Annotated in this window: 16 protein-coding genes; 12 read left to right on the top strand and 4 right to left on the bottom strand. The window is 37.2% G+C overall.

Features of this window, described 5'->3' with window-relative positions; all coding sequences use genetic code 11:
- The first annotated feature begins 54 nt into the window (after positions 1 to 54).
- The 4 genes from B154_RS0112615 (at position 55) to B154_RS0112630 (ending at position 5518) form a co-directional block, all read left to right on the top strand.
- Complete coding sequence (locus B154_RS0112615; RefSeq protein ID WP_018614617.1) at positions 55 to 1197, top strand: trans-sulfuration enzyme family protein; 1143 nt, start codon at positions 55 to 57, stop codon at positions 1195 to 1197.
- A 313-nt stretch (positions 1198 to 1510) separates the two neighbouring features.
- Positions 1511 to 2167: a sigma-70 family RNA polymerase sigma factor gene (locus tag B154_RS0112620; RefSeq protein WP_026260155.1), complete on the top strand. Its 657-nt coding sequence runs from the start codon at positions 1511 to 1513 to the stop codon at positions 2165 to 2167.
- Between the two features lie 331 nt (positions 2168 to 2498).
- Entirely contained in the window at positions 2499 to 4646 is a 2148-nt protein-coding gene (gene dcp / locus B154_RS0112625; protein ID WP_026260156.1) for a peptidyl-dipeptidase Dcp, read from the top strand.
- A gap of 218 nt (positions 4647 to 4864) precedes the next feature.
- The gene (locus B154_RS0112630; RefSeq protein ID WP_018614620.1) at positions 4865 to 5518 is read left to right on the top strand and encodes a transmembrane-type terpene cyclase; all 654 of its coding nucleotides are present in this window, start codon (positions 4865 to 4867) and stop codon (positions 5516 to 5518) included.
- 85 nt (positions 5519 to 5603) lie between these two features.
- Here the strand turns inward: B154_RS0112630 and B154_RS0112635 are convergent, their stop codons facing one another.
- Complete coding sequence (locus tag B154_RS0112635; protein ID WP_018614621.1) at positions 5604 to 6581, bottom strand: 2-hydroxyacid dehydrogenase; 978 nt, start codon at positions 6579 to 6581, stop codon at positions 5604 to 5606.
- Between the two features lie 146 nt (positions 6582 to 6727).
- On the opposite strand from B154_RS0112635, the gene B154_RS0112640 reads away from it, so the two are divergent.
- Positions 6728 to 8002 carry an MFS transporter gene (locus B154_RS0112640; RefSeq protein ID WP_018614622.1) on the top strand — a complete coding sequence of 425 codons (1275 nt, stop codon included), beginning with the start codon at positions 6728 to 6730 and terminating at the stop codon, positions 8000 to 8002.
- Between the two features lie 239 nt (positions 8003 to 8241).
- Here the strand turns inward: B154_RS0112640 and B154_RS0112645 are convergent, their stop codons facing one another.
- On the bottom strand, positions 8242 to 8439 hold the full coding sequence (locus B154_RS0112645; protein ID WP_018614623.1) for a hypothetical protein: 198 nt from the start codon (positions 8437 to 8439) through the stop codon (positions 8242 to 8244).
- 329 nt (positions 8440 to 8768) lie between these two features.
- Between B154_RS0112645 and amaB the strand changes: the two genes are divergently transcribed.
- The 4 genes from amaB (at position 8769) to dcd (ending at position 13482) form a co-directional block, all read left to right on the top strand.
- Positions 8769 to 10364 carry an L-piperidine-6-carboxylate dehydrogenase gene (amaB, locus tag B154_RS0112650; protein ID WP_018614624.1) on the top strand — a complete coding sequence of 532 codons (1596 nt, stop codon included), beginning with the start codon at positions 8769 to 8771 and terminating at the stop codon, positions 10362 to 10364.
- Positions 10365 to 10570: 206 nt separating this feature from the next.
- A complete protein-coding gene (locus B154_RS0112655) occupies positions 10571 to 12259 on the top strand; it encodes a S8 family peptidase (protein ID WP_018614625.1) in 1689 nt (562 codons plus the stop codon).
- Between the two features lies 1 nt (position 12260).
- Positions 12261 to 12770, top strand: coding sequence for a DinB family protein (locus tag B154_RS0112660; protein WP_018614626.1), 510 nt, complete (start codon positions 12261 to 12263; stop codon positions 12768 to 12770).
- 175 nt (positions 12771 to 12945) lie between these two features.
- A complete protein-coding gene (gene dcd, locus B154_RS0112665; RefSeq protein WP_018614627.1) occupies positions 12946 to 13482 on the top strand; it encodes a dCTP deaminase in 537 nt (178 codons plus the stop codon).
- A 35-nt stretch (positions 13483 to 13517) separates the two neighbouring features.
- On the opposite strand, the gene B154_RS0112670 is transcribed toward dcd, so the two are convergent.
- On the bottom strand, positions 13518 to 14615 hold the full coding sequence (locus tag B154_RS0112670) for a DUF3810 domain-containing protein (RefSeq protein WP_018614628.1): 1098 nt from the start codon (positions 14613 to 14615) through the stop codon (positions 13518 to 13520).
- A gap of 190 nt (positions 14616 to 14805) precedes the next feature.
- On the opposite strand from B154_RS0112670, the gene B154_RS0112675 reads away from it, so the two are divergent.
- The 3 genes from B154_RS0112675 (at position 14806) to B154_RS0112685 (ending at position 16794) form a co-directional block, all read left to right on the top strand.
- Positions 14806 to 15351, top strand: coding sequence for a YceD family protein (locus B154_RS0112675; RefSeq protein ID WP_026260159.1), 546 nt, complete (start codon positions 14806 to 14808; stop codon positions 15349 to 15351).
- 28 nt (positions 15352 to 15379) lie between these two features.
- On the top strand, positions 15380 to 15574 hold the full coding sequence (gene rpmF / locus B154_RS0112680; protein ID WP_018614630.1) for a 50S ribosomal protein L32: 195 nt from the start codon (positions 15380 to 15382) through the stop codon (positions 15572 to 15574).
- A gap of 269 nt (positions 15575 to 15843) precedes the next feature.
- On the top strand, positions 15844 to 16794 hold the full coding sequence (locus tag B154_RS0112685; protein WP_018614631.1) for a DUF72 domain-containing protein: 951 nt from the start codon (positions 15844 to 15846) through the stop codon (positions 16792 to 16794).
- Between the two features lie 66 nt (positions 16795 to 16860).
- Here B154_RS0112685 and B154_RS0112690 read toward each other — a convergent pair whose 3' ends face one another.
- On the bottom strand, positions 16861 to 17571 hold the full coding sequence (locus tag B154_RS0112690) for a hypothetical protein (RefSeq protein ID WP_157580685.1): 711 nt from the start codon (positions 17569 to 17571) through the stop codon (positions 16861 to 16863).
- Positions 17572 to 17997 lie beyond the last annotated feature (426 nt).

The following is a 17997-nucleotide window of genomic DNA, read 5'->3' on the forward strand; positions in this document are numbered from 1 at the left end:
AAGGTATATGTAATTTTGACTCCAGAAAAAACATTGCTCAAATAAATAGAATGAATGGAAAAGTTTGAAACATTATGCGTACATCCTCTTGGAAAAGAAGACAGTTTAGAAGGTTCTGTTACCTCTGTAATTTTTCCCTCTGCTGCATACAATTACCTTGATAACGACGAACTGCAGTACCCCGGATTTTACTCAACTTATAACCAAAAAAGGCTTGGGCAGATCATTGCCACGCTTGAAGGCGGTGATTGGGGAATAGTATTCAGCTCCGGAATGGCAGCTATAAGTACAGCTATTTTATCGTTTGTACAGAAGAATGATCATGTTATTTTTTCAAGGGATTTATATGGGGGAACCTGGCAATTTGCGGAACAGGAACTTCCTAAAAGAAGTATTTCGTGCAGCTTTGCAGATAATACTTTGGAAAGTTTCCGGTCTTTAGTGCGGGAGAATACAAAGCTTATTTATATAGAAACTCCCTCAAACCCCTTGCTGAATATTGTTCCTCTGAAAGAAATTGCAGAGTTCGCGAAAAAGCAAGGCATCGTTACCATTGTAGATAATACTTTTGCCTCACCCATCAATCAACAGCCATTATCACACGGTATCGATATCGCTGTTCATAGTGGCACTAAGTATCTTGGTGGCCATAACGATCTTCCCTTCGGTGCATTGACCTCTGGTATTCCGTCTCAGAAAGATGCGATTTATGCAACTGCAAAAATGTATGGCGGCTCTCTTTCTCCGTATCAATGTTACCTGGTTGAGCGCAGCTTAAAAACTTTAGCCTTAAGAATTCACAAACAAAATGATAATGCTTTGCAACTTGCAAAATACCTGTCAGCTCGTAATGCTGTTAATCAAGTCTATTATCCCGGCCTTCCCTCACACAAAGGTTATGAGATAGCTGTGAAACAAATGGCGGGTTTTGGGGGAATGTTATCTTTTGAATTAGATGTTTCTCCTGAAAACCTGGTTGTCTTTATGAAAAATCTTTCATTAATTCAGCCGGCATTAAGCCTCGGAGGAGTTGAAAGTTTAATTTGTGCCTCCGCTGCAACATCTCACAAAAGGCTGACTGCAGACCAAAGGCTTAGTCTTGGAATAAAAGATAATCTATTGCGATTATCAGTTGGTATTGAAGATATAAATGATTTAATCACAGATATTGATTTAGCTATTTCAAAAGTTGCATAACTCAGACTTTTGTTACCTGCGAAAACTTGGATATTAGTTGTGTTTTTAGAACTTTTTAGGAAAAAAATTAAAAATCTGTTGCTGGCCTCACTAACAGTCTTTTATTATTGAAACTGTTAAAACAGTGTATATAAAATTTAAAAATATTCTTTAGGACTGGTAATAGAAGCTTTCAAAGAATAAATAATTAAATTTTTGTAACCTACCAGGCTGCCGGGGTCTCTAATAGTATTAAAAAGGTAAAAAAAATTATTAGTCAGAGAATTTGATATTAATTATGAAAACTTTTAACGTACTAATACGAAAAGACATTATGACAACATACCGACAGTTGCCGGAAGTCGAACTAATCCACAGGGTTATTAGTGGTGACATTGCTTTGTTTGAGGTGCTGATAAGAAAGTACAATCCTTACTTATATAAAATTGGAAGGTCATATAGATTTAACCATGAGGATGTTCAAGATCTTATGCAGGATACTTTTATCAATGCTTACCAAAACCTTTCGAAGCTTGAGAAAAAGGAATATTTTAAAACCTGGTTAATAAGGATTATGTTGAATGAATGCTATAAAAAGAGGCATAAAGCTATAGCACGAAAAGAGGTTGCAACAGATACTTTTTCATACGAAATAAATATACCGATGTTTTTAAGCAATAGCAATAGTGATACGGAAAAAAAAGTTGGTAACAGGGAACTGAATAGTGTGATTGAGAATGCTATTCAGGAAATACCAATTAACTACCGGATGGTATTTTCTTTAAGGGAATTAAATGGATTGAGTGTACTTGAAACCGCAAAGGCATTAAATATTACCGAAACAAACGTCAAGGTGAGACTTAACAGGGCAAAGGCGCTGCTTAGAAAAGAAGTTGAAAAAATGTACACTCCTGAAGATATTTTCGAGTTTAACCTTGTTTATTGCGATGCTATCGTTGCAAGGGTGATGGAACGGATAACAAACAAATAATTTTGAGACTTGTATCAAAAAACTACATTTTAAAGTACATCAATTAATTGTACAGCAACTCCTGCCATTCTTTTCACAATTAAAGTAGTAATGAGTAGGCCTGTAAGGACAGCGCCTGTGCATGAATTTAAATGGATAATGTTTCTGCTTCAACTAAAAAAAATTACAAATGCTTGTAATTATCGAGAGCGCGTCATCCAAATAACACCGCTCCGGCGCTCGATCATTCAGAATGATTTGCCAATACATTTTGTAAATTGAAACGTTTTTCTGTAATTATTAATTGAGAAGATTATTATAACTTACTGCCTCAAAAATTAAAACAGGCAAAATGAGGCAATTATCTGTGATACCATTAATGGTATTGTTAATGATATTCGGTTCTTTCGAAAATGGCGGACACAGCAAAGGTAATGTTAATGGTAGCCTGCCACCTTCCAATCCTTTTTTTACCGAAAGCAGTCTCCCTTACCACGCTCCACCTTTTGATAAAATAAAAGATACTGATTTTAAGCCTGCGCTTGAAGAAGGCATAAAAGAGCAACTTGCAGAAATTGAAAAAATTGCTGATAACTCTGCCGCGCCTACTTTTGAAAACACGCTTGTAGCAATGGAAAAAAGCGGACAGCTGTTAACACGGGTAAACAACGTGTTCAATGTACTAACCGGGGCGAATACAAATCCTGAATTGCAAAAAATACAAGAAGAGGTAGCGCCTAAGCTGGCAGCAAACCAGGATGCGATTTATTTAAATTCAAAGTTGTTTAAACGTATAGAAACGATTTATAACAATCGCATTAAGTTAAAAACTGACGATGAATCTAACCGGTTGATAGAGTATACCTATCAGCAATTTTTATTGGCAGGGGCAAAACTATCAGATGCGGATAAAACAAATCTGAAAAGGTTGAACGAGGAAGAGGCTTCTCTTAGCGCTAAGTTTACCAATCAACTGCTTGCTGCTGCAAAGGCTGGCGCATTAGTAGTAAGCGACTCCTCGGAACTGGCAGGTCTGTCTAAGGCAGATTTTGATGCTTACGCACAAAAGGCGAGGACAAATAAACTTGCAGGAAAATGGCTCATCCCTTTACAAAATACTACCCAGCAACCTGCCTTGCAGTCGCTGTCAAATCGAACTACCCGTCAAAGACTTTTCGAGGCTTCATGGAACCGTGCAGAAAAGAAAGACTCCAATGATACCCGTAGCACTATTGCGAGGATGGCACAGATACGCATTGAAAAAGCAAAGCTTTTAGGATTTCCAAATTACGCCTCCTGGAAACTTCAGGATCAAATGGCTAAAACACCGGCAGCAGTTGAAGAGTTCTTTGCTCGACTGGTTCCTTCCGCTACAGCAAAGGCCAGGGGAGAAGCTGCAGAGATACAGGCTTTGATTGATAAACAAAATGGTGGATTTAAGCTCCAGCCATGGGATTGGAATTATTACGCCGAGCAGGTACGTAAAGAAAAATATAACCTCGATGAAAACGAAATCAAGCCTTACTTTGAATTGAATAAAGTGCTTGAAAATGGGGTGTTTTATGCCGCAAATCAATTGTACGGTCTGACCTTTAAAGAGCGTCATGATATACCCGTCTATCAGAAAGATGTGCGTGTTTTTGAGGTGTTTGATAAAGACAATTCTTCATTTGCCCTGTTTTATTGTGATTATTATAAAAGAGACAACAAATCTGGTGGTGCATGGATGAGTAATATGGTAAACCAGTCTAAATTATTAGGTACAAAACCGGTAATTTACAACGTCTGTAATTTTACAGAACCTGCTCCCGGACAGCCTGCCTTGATCAGTTTTGATGACGTAACTACTATGTTTCACGAATTTGGCCATGCCTTGCATGGTTTATTTGCCAAGCAGCAGTACCCATCTTTGTCAGGAACCAACGTAGCAAGAGACTTTGTTGAGTTTCCCTCTCAGTTTAATGAACATTGGGCACTCGACCCGGCGGTATTTACTAAATATGCAGTACATTATAAAACAGGTCAGTTGATGCCGGCGGCACTGGTAGAAAAAATAAAAAAAGCTGCTTCATTCAACCAGGGATACAAGCTGACAGAATTATTGGCAGCAGCAGCGCTCGATATGCAATGGCACACGCTTACAAACGCGGACTCGTTGCAGGATGTGGATAAATTTGAAACAGCCGCACTTCAAAAGACACACCTTGATTTACCTGAAGTTCCTACCCGTTACCGTTCCAGTTACTTTCTCCATATCTGGGGCAATGGGTACGGCGCGGGCTATTATGCCTACTTATGGACAAAGATGCTTGAAGAAGATGCCTATTCCTGGTTTAGCGAACATGGTGGTTTAAGCAGGACAAACGGGCAACGATTTCGTGATATGATTTTGTCTCGCGGCAATACAGAAGAGTATGGCAAAATGTTTCGTGATTTCAGGGGTCACGATCCCAATATCGAACCAATGCAAAAAGCTTTGGGATTACCTTTAAAGAATTAGCTTTCACAAAATCATATTTATCACGAGCAACAGATATTTTTTTTAAAGTAATTATATGAATATATTTATTTAGTTAAAACGGCTCGGCAGGAAATGAAAATTCCAGAAGATGCGTTAATTGAATTTTAAGTCAATAATGAATATATATATTGGAACAAATAGCCACGGTTACTTCGGGCTTGGGAAGATGCCCTTTTTATAGGTTTTAAAAAAATAAGATGGAAATAGGAAAAACCCTTAATACTATTCTTACACTCATAGGTGGTATTAGCTGGACGATTGTTTACATTCTTATCATTATTCGTTCATTTCGTGACAAAACATATGGAATGCCTTTTTGGGCTTTGGCCTTTAATTTTGGTTGGGAACTGATTTTTTCTTTTGTACTACCGGGAGATTCGCCGGGACTCCAGGGGATTATTAACAAGATATGGTTGGCTTTTGATGTATTTATTTTAATTGCTTATTTTTTGTATGGAATAAAAGAATGGCCGCAACGGATAAGTAAAAACCTTTTTTATCCATACTCATTATTTGGATTAATTATAGGTTATCTGTTTGTTTATCTGATGTCTGTAGAGTTAGATCATTCTCAAGGAATGTACGCAGCTTTTGTTCAGAACCTGATGATGTCTTTATTGTTTATAGCAATGGCAAACAACAGGAAAAGCAGGGCGGGGCAATCTATAGGTATTGCAATCTTTAAAATGATAGGCACTCTTGCCCCAACCATCCTCTACGGGGTGAAGTCTAACTTTGTTTTATTCTTGGGGTGCAGTTGTTTTGTAGTCGATATCATTTACATTTTTTTGCTTCTTTTTGTTTATAAAAGAACTGATATAAAAACATCAAAATATTCTTTTTTAGCTTAAAAAGATAAGTTAAGCCAAACTTCCTAATGACCTCGTTTAATGTTTATTTATTCGATTTGATTCTTAAGCGGGCATTGCATAAAAACTATTGCTGATACACATCGGTATTTACCAAATGTGGCAGCGGTTTTCCTTGTAATCCTGCAATGACATTTTTAGCAGCTATTACGGCCATTCCATCTCTTGCCTGCCGGGTTGCCGAACCTATATGTGGCAGCACCGCAACGTTAGGCATATTTAGTAATGGATTGTCAGGATGCATTGGTTCTGGATTAGTGACATCTAAGCCTGCTCCCCATATTGATCCACTTCTTAAAGCATCTACGAGATCATCTTCGTTATGAATCGCCCCTCTTGCTGTATTAATGAAAATCGAATTGTTTTTCATTTTACCGTAAACATTCTTATCAAATTTGCCTTTTGTTTCATCTGTAAGTGCTGTATGTATAGAAAGCACATCGCTCTGTTGAAGTAATTCATCAAACGAAACTTTTACTGCATTTAACTCCTTTTCAGCTTCGAGGTTATTATGCCGGTTGCAATAGATCACCTTCATTTTATAAGCTCCAACACAACGCCTTGCCATTTCTGTTCCTATTTTCCCCAACCCCCAAATGCCTAACGTGCATCCCTGCAATTCTATACCCAAATTGTTGGTAGGATCATAAAATCCCCATTCATTACTGAGAATCTTCTTATGAAGAAAGAATGCTTTCCGTGATACCGCCAGCATCAACAAGAAAGCGACATCGGCCGTTGCGGCGCTTAATACATCCGGCGTATTTCCAACAGGTATTTTAAGGCGGGTTGCCTCCGCAACGTCTACCCTGTCATATCCGACTGAATACAAGGAAATAACTTTTAAATGTGCGCATTCGTGCAAAAACTTGTCGTTTATATCATTAGAACCTGCGCTCAAGAGTGCATCATTTTCTTTACATCGCGCTACCAATTCCTCCGGAGTCATATTTCTTTTTTCTGTCCATTGGCTTACAGTTAATCCTGCATCCTTCATCATTTGTATACCAATTTCAGGTATCACTCTTGTTACATATACTTTCATCCTACACATTTTTAAGGCGCAAATAAACTTTTTTATTTTTTCTAATTACTTATTCTATTACATTTATTGTTCCAGCAATCAAAGTATTGCAAGGGCTGGCATATGTAGAATCAGTGTATCATAAAATCTAATGAAAGTAAGACCAAATGGAAAAAACAATTGCTCCGTCGAGATGGTATCGCCTTATACCAATAGCTTTTATCACTTATAGTCTTGCCTACCTCGATCGGGCCAATTTTGGTTTTGGCGCAGCAAGCGGCATGGCTGAGGATTTGCACATTACGCCTTCCATGTCCTCGTTATTAGCTTCGCTGTTTTTCCTGGGCTATTTCTTCTTTCAATTGCCCGGAGCGCTTTATGCCGCAAATAAAAGTGCAAAAAAATTGATTTTTTGGTCTCTTATACTATGGGGTGCAATGGCTACGGCAACAGGCCTGATCAGTAATGTAAGTTATCTGATAGTTATACGGTTTACACTGGGTGTGGTGGAAAGTGCAGTTATGCCTGCTATGCTTATTTTTTTAAGCAGGTGGTTTACAAAAGCTGAACGGTCACGCGCCAATACTTTTTTAATTCTTGGGAACCCTGCAACTATACTTTGGATGTCTGTTTTGTCTGGCTACCTGATCAATGCAGTCGGCTGGCGATGGATGTTTATTTTTGAAGGCTTTCCCGCAATCATCTGGGCATTCTTCTGGTGGCGGATTGTAGAAGATAAACCTAAAAATGCAAAATGGTTAACAGAAGATGAAAAGCAAACATTGGAGCAACGGTTACAACAAGAGCAGGCGGGTATAAAACCCGTTAAAAACTTTGCTAAAGCATTTAAATCAAGAATTGTTATTTTGCTGAGCCTGCAATATGCATTATGGAGCATTGGGGTTTATGGCTTTGTAATGTGGCTTCCCTCTATCATAAAAGCAGCACCTGACATGGATATCGTAAGTACAGGCTGGTTGTCTTCAGTTCCTTATGTATTGGCTATAATTGGCATGTTAACTGCTTCATATTTTTCTGATAAAACACTCAACAGGAAAGCGTTTGTCTGGCCTTTTCTGTTAATTGGTGCAATAGCTTTCTATTGTTCATACTTACTCGGTACTCATCATTTCTGGATTTCTTTTGTGCTACTCATTATTGCCGGCGGAGCTATGTATGCTCCGTATGGACCTTTTTTTGCAATTATTCCTGAAATTTTACCGCAAAATGTAGCCGGCGGAGCAATGGCGCTAATCAACAGTTTCGGCGCATTAGGATCCTTTGTTGGTTCTTATATTGTTGGCTACTTAAATGGAACAACCGGCGGATTTAGTGCCTCTTATATTTTTATGGCCGGATCATTACTTCTTTCTGCTATCATTACTATTATTGCAGTAAAAGCTCCTGTTTCTGTAACTAAACCAAAGTTGGTAGAAATATAATTGTAAGGAGAAGAAACAGCCTGTCAAGTAAATATCTATATAAAAAGGCTATCATAACAAAAGACTATGCGAGAACGCTTTTTTTGAAACCTGCATTAGTTGTGATAGTAATGCAGGTTCTGTTTCAACGCGGATCGGCATCTATTTGTGTTAATAAAAATACTGTTACAAATACTTTTGTACTATTATTCTCTTTTTGAAAATCTGTGGCGCTTTTGTAACTACAGCAGTTATAACGGTTATTCCGGATCCTTTGGTTTACCTGTAAAAGGGTTAATTGTACCTTCTTCTTCAAGAGGTTCTTTTGGGTCAATGAATCCTTTTAATTCTGTAAGTTGAGGATCGGTTTTATTTGTTTCAATCCTTTTTGCATCTCTCGCTTCTTTATCTTCAGAAGCTTTTTGATTTTCGTTTTTTGAATCTGGTGTTAAACTCATAATAAATAATTTTAGATGTTATTATTTTTTGTAACAAAGGAAATAGAACAAAGGTTCAATAAACGGGAAGCATTTAAGTTAAAATAGTCTACAAATATGGTAAAACCGAAAAGAAAAATCTTTAAAGCAAACAGATGCAGTACGGAAATTAACAGCTGAAGATATTTTTCCCGGTAAAAAAACTTTGCTTTTTAAAAGTTCTATAGTCTTTGTAATTTCAGAAGTAAATCAACATAATTTTTATCTCTCAATTTTAATGATTCTCTCAGGTTTATGTATGCTTTTTACATAAGAAGAGGTTATACCTTTATTATCTATTATTTTAATTTATGATAAAAGAAATTAATCCAGGCGATACAGCCCTCTCAGCTAATGCTTATAAAGATAATTCCACATCTACTTATAATTTTTTAAAAAGTTTGGAAATCAGAGAAAACAACTCTGGGGTATCGACAGGATTGCAATGGTTGAAAAGTAAAGGAGAAACGATAGCATCCCATTCTCCTGTTGATGGAAAATTAATTGCAGTTGTTACCAGCGCTGACAGGGAAAGCTATACAACTGTAATCAATAAAGCCGGTGAAGCTTTTAAACTGTGGAAAATGTGGCCTTCTCCAAAGAGGGGTGAGGTCGTAAGGCAGGTGGGTGATGCGTTGAGGCGATATAAACAGCCTTTAGGCAAATTGGTAAGTTATGAAATGGGCAAGAGCCTACAGGAAGGATATGGAGAGGTTCAGGAGATGATAGACATATGCGATTTCGCCGTAGGTCTGTCCAGGCAGCTGCATGGGTTTACTATGCATAGCGAAAGACCTGGGCATCGCATGTATGAGCAGTGGCACCCTTTAGGCATTGTAGGCATTATCACCGCATTTAACTTTCCGGTTGCTGTTTGGAGTTGGAATACAATGCTGGCCCTGGTCTGCGGCGATGTGTGTGTATGGAAGCCAAGCGAAAAAACGCCTTTATGCGGCATTGCCTGCCAAAATATAATTGCAGAAGTTTTTCAAAAAAACAATGTGCCGGAAGGAGTTTGCTCTTTAGTACAGGGTGGTCGTGAATTGGGAGAATGGATGGCAAACGATACAAATATTCCATTAGTTTCTGCAACTGGTTCTACAAAAATGGGTAAGTCCGTTGCTGCTGCCGTTGGAGCGAGGTTAGGTCGGTCTTTACTTGAGCTAGGAGGCAACAATGCTATAATAATAAGTAAAGATGCAGACCTTGATATGTCATTAATCGGCTGCGTTTTCGGAGCGGTTGGCACAGCAGGTCAACGTTGCACCAGTACACGCCGACTAATTATTCACGAGAGCATATATGATATATTTAAAGACAAACTTGTAAAAGCGTATCATCAGCTAAGAATTGGGGATCCTTTAGATGAAAACAATCACGTGGGACCTTTAATTGATAAAGAGGCTGTAAGTATGTACCTGGCAGCAATAGAACGATGTAAAAAAGAGGGCGGTAATTTTATTGTTGAGCCGGGAGTCTTGAAAGGTAAAGGTTTTGAAAGCGGCTGTTATGTAAGACCATGTATAGCTGAAGTAACAAAAGACATGGACATAGTGCAGCATGAAACCTTTGCCCCGGTATTATACCTGATAAAATACCATGACCTGGAAGAAGCTATTGCCATCCAGAATGGTGTTCCTCAAGGGTTGTCATCGGCTATGATGACATTAAACCTAAGGGAGGCGGAGCAATTCTTGTCGTCCGCAGGAAGTGATTGCGGCATTGCTAATGTAAATATTGGAACAAGCGGGGCAGAAATAGGAGGGGCCTTTGGCGGAGAAAAAGAGACTGGCGGAGGGCGTGAAAGTGGTAGCGATGCCTGGAGAACTTACATGCGTCGTCAAACTAATACAATAAATTATTCAACAAACCTTCCACTTGCTCAAGGGATAAAGTTTGACTTGTAAACATTTGCATACAATTGGTGCTATAAACATTGTTATCATCTATTTGTCTGAATCTGCTTGCCGTAACTCAAAAAAAAGCAGTTTTAAAAATCAAAAATCATTATTAATTTAGTATGTTCTAATTAATTATATCCTAAAACTTTACAGGCTGATTTTTGAAATAAAAACAATTCTCAATTTTGTAGATTAAAATCAGTTCGATTATAATGCATATCGGGAAAAAGTTTCTTCTAACCGGATTATTGTTTGTCAATACCATTGTTTTTGGACAATCGGATTCCTTAAAAGGCTGGCATTTGCGCGATGAGCAAACAGACAGTTTACATGGCATAAGTATAAATAAAACTTACCAGTTTTTAAAAGGCAGGAAAAGTAAACAGGTTATTGTCGCTGTTATAGATAGCGGTGTAGATACTACCCAGGAAGACTTAACAAGCGTCTTATGGAAAAACCCTAAGGAAATTGCAGGCAACGGTATAGACGAAGATGGTAATGGATATATAGATGACGTGCATGGCTGGAACTTTTTGGGGGGTAAAGATGGGCGCAATATTAAAACAGAATCCGCAGAGGCTACGAGAATTTACCATCGGTATAAAAGCAAATTTGCTAATAAGCAAATTAATGAAACGGAATTGTCTGGCAACGAAAAGGAACAATATGAACTGTGGAAGCAAGCTGCTGGAATTATTAGCGCTAAACCCGAGGATGAGGTTGAATTAATGTTTCTTGAAATGGCCTTCAAAGCAGTTAAAAAACATGAAAAAGCATTGAAACAAGCTATGAAGAAAGATACCTTCACAATAGCCGATGTTGAAAAATTTTCACCTGAATCTTCTTCAGCTCAAAAGGCAAAACTGTCTTATCTCACCTTCATGAAACTAACCGGTATAGAAAGCGAAGAAACTAATACCAGCACTTTTTCTCAATTGGAAGAATATATCGACCAAAAGAAAAAAACAATTGCAGCAAAGGACTCGGCTCCAGAAAATCAAAGGGAAGAAATTGTAAAAGACGATTATAATAACATTAATGACCGATTTTATGGCAATAATGATATAATGGGTCCTTCACCCATGCATGGTACACACGTAAGCGGCATTATCGCGGCGCAAAGAGGAAATGGAATAGGTGCAGACGGCGTTGCCGACAATGTAAAAATAATGATGATCAGGGCCGTTCCGGATGGTGATGAATATGATAAGGATATTGCCCTCGCAATAAAGTATGCGGTTGATAACGGGGCCAAAGTAATTAATATGAGTTTTGGGAAAGGAATTTCTCCTGAAAAAAAATGGGTGGACAGTGCAGTAAGGTATGCGGAACTAAAAGATGTTTTAATTGTACACGCGGCAGGAAATGATGCAGAAAATAATGATACTACAGGCAATTTTCCTAACCCCGACCTCAAAGTTTTACACCGTAAAGCAACCAATTTTATTACCGTTGGTGCAAGCAGCGACCCAAAGGTTAGCGGTGATTATATTGGAGATTTCAGTAACTACGGCAAAAACAGCGTTGATATTTTTGCTCCTGGCGTAAAAATTTATTCCACTTTACCTGGTCACAGTTCTTACGGATTTCTGCGCGGAACGAGTATGGCTTCACCTGTTGTAGCGGGCGTTGCTGCCGTTATCCGTTCTTACTTTCCTAACCTGTCTGCCAGCCAGGTGAAGTATGTAATTGAAAAATCTGCTGTTCAAGATACAGCCATCACAGTGACCAGGCCGGGTACTAAAGAACGAATGAAAATGACTGAACTTTGTACTTCAGGCGGATGGTTAAACGCTTACAATGCAGTGAAAGTTGCAGCATCTTTACAACCTGAAAAAAAGGAAATCAGAAAACAAGTGCTGCCTAAATCAACATTTAAAAATATTCCGGTAAAACAATAATATGCCTAATCTTACTCCTGGCACTTACCCTGCTTTTATTACAGGCTACTTAGGTTTTGTAAACGCTGACACAGTGCAGGAAGCAGTTGAAAAATATTCTGCTGGTATAGCCGATTTCTTTAAAAGTATTCCGGATAATAAAGTTAGTTATCGATATGCAGAAGGTAAATGGAATATAAAAGAAATGCTGCAGCATATTATAGATGCTGAAAGAATATTTGCTTATCGGGCTCTAAGAATTGCCAGGCACGATAAAACTCCATTGGCTGGTTTTGATGAAAACAGTTATGCTGAATATGCTAACGCCGATGCAAGAACCTGGGAAGATTTATTACAGGAATTTGAGGCCGTACGAAATTCAACTGACCTTTTATTACAAAGTTTTACAGAAGATCAGCTCCGACAAACCGGTACTACTAATGGGGAACCCAATTCAGTTGAAGCACTTTCATTTTTGGTATTTGGCCATATTCTCCATCATATAAATATTCTGAAGGAAAGATATCTGTAAATCTTATCAGATCTGATATCTTTCCTTTATCTATAACTATGTTTTGTTATTGTGAAAAAAACATAGTTCTTACAATTACATTTTCCTAATATTACCCCTTTTGCAAAAAATATAAGTAATTAGTAAAAAATATATTAGCTGCTTTACGAATATTTGCAGTTTAAATAAAACAATAATGATTTTATCTGACGAACGGATTTTGGAAGAGATGAAAAAAGGCACCATTAAAATTGCACCTTACGAAAGAGAGAGTCTTGGCAGCAACAGCTACGATGTGCATCTTGGTAAATGGCTGGCGACGTACGTTGATGAGATTTTAGATGCAAAAAAGCATAATACAATAAGATATTTTGAAATACCTGAGGAAGGATTTGTATTGCTTCCCAACCATTTTTACCTGGGGGCTACAGATGAATATACTGAAACCCATGCTCATGTTCCTTTTTTAGAAGGCAAGTCTTCAACAGGCCGTCTGGGCATCGACATTCATGCAACTGCGGGTAAAGGAGATGTAGGTTTTTGCGGCAACTGGACGCTTGAAATATCGTGCAAGCAACCCGTTCGCATTTACAAGGGAATGCCTATCGGACAACTAATTTACTTTCCGGTAGATGGAGACGTACAGGTAAAATATAACAGCAAAGCAAATGCTAAATACAGCGGGCAGCCCAACAAGCCAATTGAAAGCATGATGTGGAAAAATAAGTTTTAATTGACAATATCTGCATGGTTTTAAAAATGCGGTTATTATATTTTCCCGTATTTTTTTGAATAAGCGATCAGCCATCCTGTTACCTCATTATAACTTTTTACGCCCTTACTTTGTTGGTTTGCCTTTAAGTAATGGTCGTAGAAAACTTTTATGATAGGTTCTATTATATTGTCGCTTTTTTGCCAATATTCCCTCAACTCTTTTATATCGCTTTTAACTAAAGGGCTTAGTTTGTTGTAGTTCTCTTTAGCAGCGACTGAATCTTTTTGATAAAGTTCACCATTGGCATAATTGAATAAATCAAAATACGTAGAATAGTGAAATAACGTATCTGTTGATTGCGTCGCGGCAAGGTATCCTACAAAATTTGCTTCACTCTCGCTCGCATATCCTAGCTGGTGGGCAATCTCGTGGCATGTAACGTAAGGAATTAGAAAGTTGGGCATAGTTAAGTTTAACTGTGCTTCTCCCGTAAAAGGGTTATAATATCCAAGAAACCCAAGGTAGTTTCCCATTCTCCCAAATAAAGAACGTTTCACTGATCTTGTATCGTAGGCTAAAAAGGAAAAACCGGCAGAGGTAGATTGGCGGTAAGCCGTTTGAGCCTCAGAGAAAATTTTGGGATAAGGTTTATATTTAATTCTCCCATTACCTAACATCACCCGGCACTCATTTACTTTTTTTAATAAATTTTCTGTAAGCACTTTTAAATCCTCAACATTATGCTTCTTGCTATTTAATTGTAACTGGTAAGCTATTCCCGGGCGATTATAGTTTAGTCCCCATGAAAGATTGAAATAGATATAAATTATGCAAAAGAAAAAAAAAGCTTTTTGAATCGTTTTTCTTACATCTTCTCTTTCAATCTGCTTATGTATCAGTTTTTTAAATAGCTTAACAACATTTAACAATAGCAAAACTCCTGCTGTTAAATATAAAATATCACCTACACTAATAGGTATCCACCCAAATGTAGTACGGTATAGCCACGAAATATTCGGGTAAACACCCCTGCTATAGTTTTTTTCGATCCAGTGAGGATAAAAAGTAGCAACCTTTATAAATACAATGATAATCAGGAGGCAAAATGCCGCGCTGATTGTCACTATTTTAAAATTATTACCTTTTTTCATACTTGAATAACGAAGTTAAGGGTAGCAGTTAAATTTGAAATTGTAAATTTGTGCTATTTCAGTTATAGTAAAGACGAGTAAAAAATCAGCGGGTTTAAAAGGAGTTGCACGAGTGCCGAATGAATTATTCTAACATTCTGCTAATTATTCAAAGGAAAATTGCTACCTTTGCATGCCCAAAAAAATGACTATGAGCCACCGGAGAGAATATGAGATTGCTTTTGTCGGATTGAAGCCCGGGGAGCATTTTTTTACCTACGAGATAACGGACAAATTTTTTGAACCCTTTCAAGAACAGGATTTTAAAAATTGCCAGGCAACGGTAAAGCTAAAGTTAGATAAGAAAACGGGCTTTATGCTGCTTAAGTTCGATGTCGATGGGCATGTAGAATTGATTTGTGACAGATGCGGGAACAATTTGAAGTTACAATTGTGGGATGAATTTAATATCGTTGTAAAAATGGTAGATGATCCTGATGTAATGAATGAAAGGGAAGAAGACCCGGACATTTATTATATAAGCAAAGGAGAAAGCCATTTACATGTAGCAGATTGGATTTATGAATTTATCAACCTAAGCATCCCGATGCAGAGAATGTGCAAAGAAGATGAAATGGGTGGCCCACAATGCAACATAGAGGTGCTTGATAAACTTAAAAAGATGGAAGATGATGCGCAATCAGCAGAAACAAAATCCATCTGGAAAGGACTTGACCAATTTAAAGATTTACAATAAATTTTTTTGATATTTTAAAAAGTAAGATATGCCTAATCCTAAAAGGAGACATTCCCAACAACGCAGCGCTAAAAGAAGAACACATTATAAAGCTGAATCAGTTACTTTAAGCAGAGACACTACAACAGGTGAATTGCATGTGCGTCACCGTGCCCACGTAAGCGAAGGTAAATTGTATTATAAGGGTAGAGTGGTTTCTGAAAAAGCACCTTTAAAAGCCTGATAAAAAGAACCAAGAACAGAATTATCCATACCTCAAAAAGGATGGATAATTTTTTATTTGTGTAAAGCGGTTTCCGCTAGCGGATTTTCGTTGATTTTATCGAGCAGAAGATGGAAATTCTAACACTAATTGTTTAGCTCTTGAGCTGTATACTTTTAACGCCACTAGTTTTCCCGGGCAAACTTTATGTCTTTCGGTGGGTCGTTTCTATGAAACGCATTGTTTTATCTCCAATCCTTATAGTTGTGTAAATTGCAATAAATTTTTTTATGGATTTTGGAAAAGTGTCTCCGGAAGAATTGAAAACAATTAATTTATGCTTACCAGATGATCCTAAAGAAAACTCCGCCGTTTTAAAAGGCAGGAGAGTAGATACGCCCAAAGTGTATGTTGGTTGTGCAAAATGGGGCCGAACAGAATGGATTGGAAAAATCTACCCGGAGGGAACGAAAGAGGCAAAATTTCTTGATCATTATGTAGAGCATTACAATAGCATTGAGCTTAATGCAACTCATTATAAAATTTATCCGCCCTCTTCCATTCAAAAATGGGCAGAAAAGGCTGAAGGAAAAGATTTTGTTTTTTGCCCCAAAGTGCCTCAAACTATCAGTCACTATAGTTCTTTTGTAAACATAGAAGATAAAACCAACTCTTTTCTTGACGGAATTTTAGCCTTTGGAAAACATTTGGGTCCTGTTTTTTTGCAGGTAAGTGATAAATTTAGTCCTAAACGAAAAGAAAGCCTTTTCAATTATTTGGAAAGGCTTCCACGCGATTTGCAGTTTTTTGTAGAAGTAAGAAATCCCGACTGGTTTACAAAAGAAGAGAGTGAAAAGCTGGTAAACACTTTGAGAAAATTAAATGTCGGGTACGTAATTACAGATACTGCCGGCAGACGCGATTGTGTTCACATGCATTTAACCATTCCAAAAGCTTTTGTAAGATTTGTTGGTAATAGTCTTGACCCTACCGACTATGCAAGAATAGACGCCTGGGTGCAACAGGCGAAGATTTGGCTAGATAATGGACTCGAAGAGTTATACTTTTTTATGCATATGCACGATGAGACCTATTCTCCTGAACTTTCTTCTTATCTGATTCAGAATCTTAATACTGTTTGTGGATTGTCATTAAAGGAACCTTTGTTTATATCTGACTTAAAAGAAGAAACAAAGAAAAAAACAATCAAATCACAAAAAGGTTTGTTTCCCGATTCTTAAAAACCCTACATCACAGATTTCCAGCACGGGTCATATTTTCCTGTTTTTCCGATAGCTACATTTTGTTTAATTATAAATTTCCTTAATTTCCATAATGCTTAACCTCGTTTTGCATTCTTCAAGGTTGTCATTAGTAGATTCCGAATTTAGAATTAACTGCTCCATAAGCATTAACAGTTTTAACAGTCTTTGCTCTAATATTGAAGAAATATCTAAAGAACTCTTGTTATTTAATTCGTGTTGAAACAGGATATTAAATTTATCATAATATTTTCGGATCTCGTTTAAATACTGTTCCATTTCAGCTTGCATATCTGTTATATCTTCACTACAAAATGATGTGTTTTCTTCTTTTACTTCATTAGAAAATAGCAACTTTAGCTTATTCAATACATCTTGCTGCACTTTTACCTGAAAATTATTGATGAATAGCGAAAAGGGCTTTAATAAATACAGGATTTCGTTGAAATAACCAGCCGTAAACGGCTCATCAGAAACATGGGAAGAAAATTGTTTTACTAGTTTAGCCACAAAGCCTGACAGCCGTCTGCTGCACGGATTATCAATATTCTCCAGTTTCATAATTACCCTATCGGTAGCTTCTGAATGGCTTAAATTTTCTACCAGCCACTTTTCAAAAAGTATTATTTCGTTTCCATCGCCTTTAAACTTTCTGATATGAAAATTTTTATACTGGTATTCCTGTGCACATAAGCACAGTGTATATTGCTTACGAAATTGTTTAATAAAGTTGGTGTGTAAATTTGCGTTTTGCATAATTAAAAGGTTTATTAAAAGTAGCAAAGGCTTCATGCACATAACGAATAAGATCAATAAAAGCTACAATTACTGTGCATATCAACTTACATCGGGTTGTAACTCGTGCCGGCCTTTTTACTTTATAGGTTTTTGCTTTTTATTTAATTTTAAAAATAAGAGTAATAATTAAGTTTTATTAATCCCATCCCTGCTACCAGTTAACAAACTTTATCATCATAAGCAAAACTTTTTCACTGCCTAGTATTGATTTCCATTTTCCCAAAAAGTTTCTTTATTTTAAAAAATTAAGACCTTTTTTCTCGGGTCTGGACTCTATCCACAAACAAAATTGTTCAAATTCTCTAATAGTTATTATGATTGTAATCAATATATAAGGTGATTAAGAGCTATGTTATTAATGTTACATGTTGGCGAAAAATATCA

Origin of the sequence: Segetibacter koreensis DSM 18137, assembly GCF_000374045.1 — a bacterium.
In the GTDB taxonomy this organism is placed as follows: domain Bacteria; phylum Bacteroidota; class Bacteroidia; order Chitinophagales; family Chitinophagaceae; genus Segetibacter; species Segetibacter koreensis.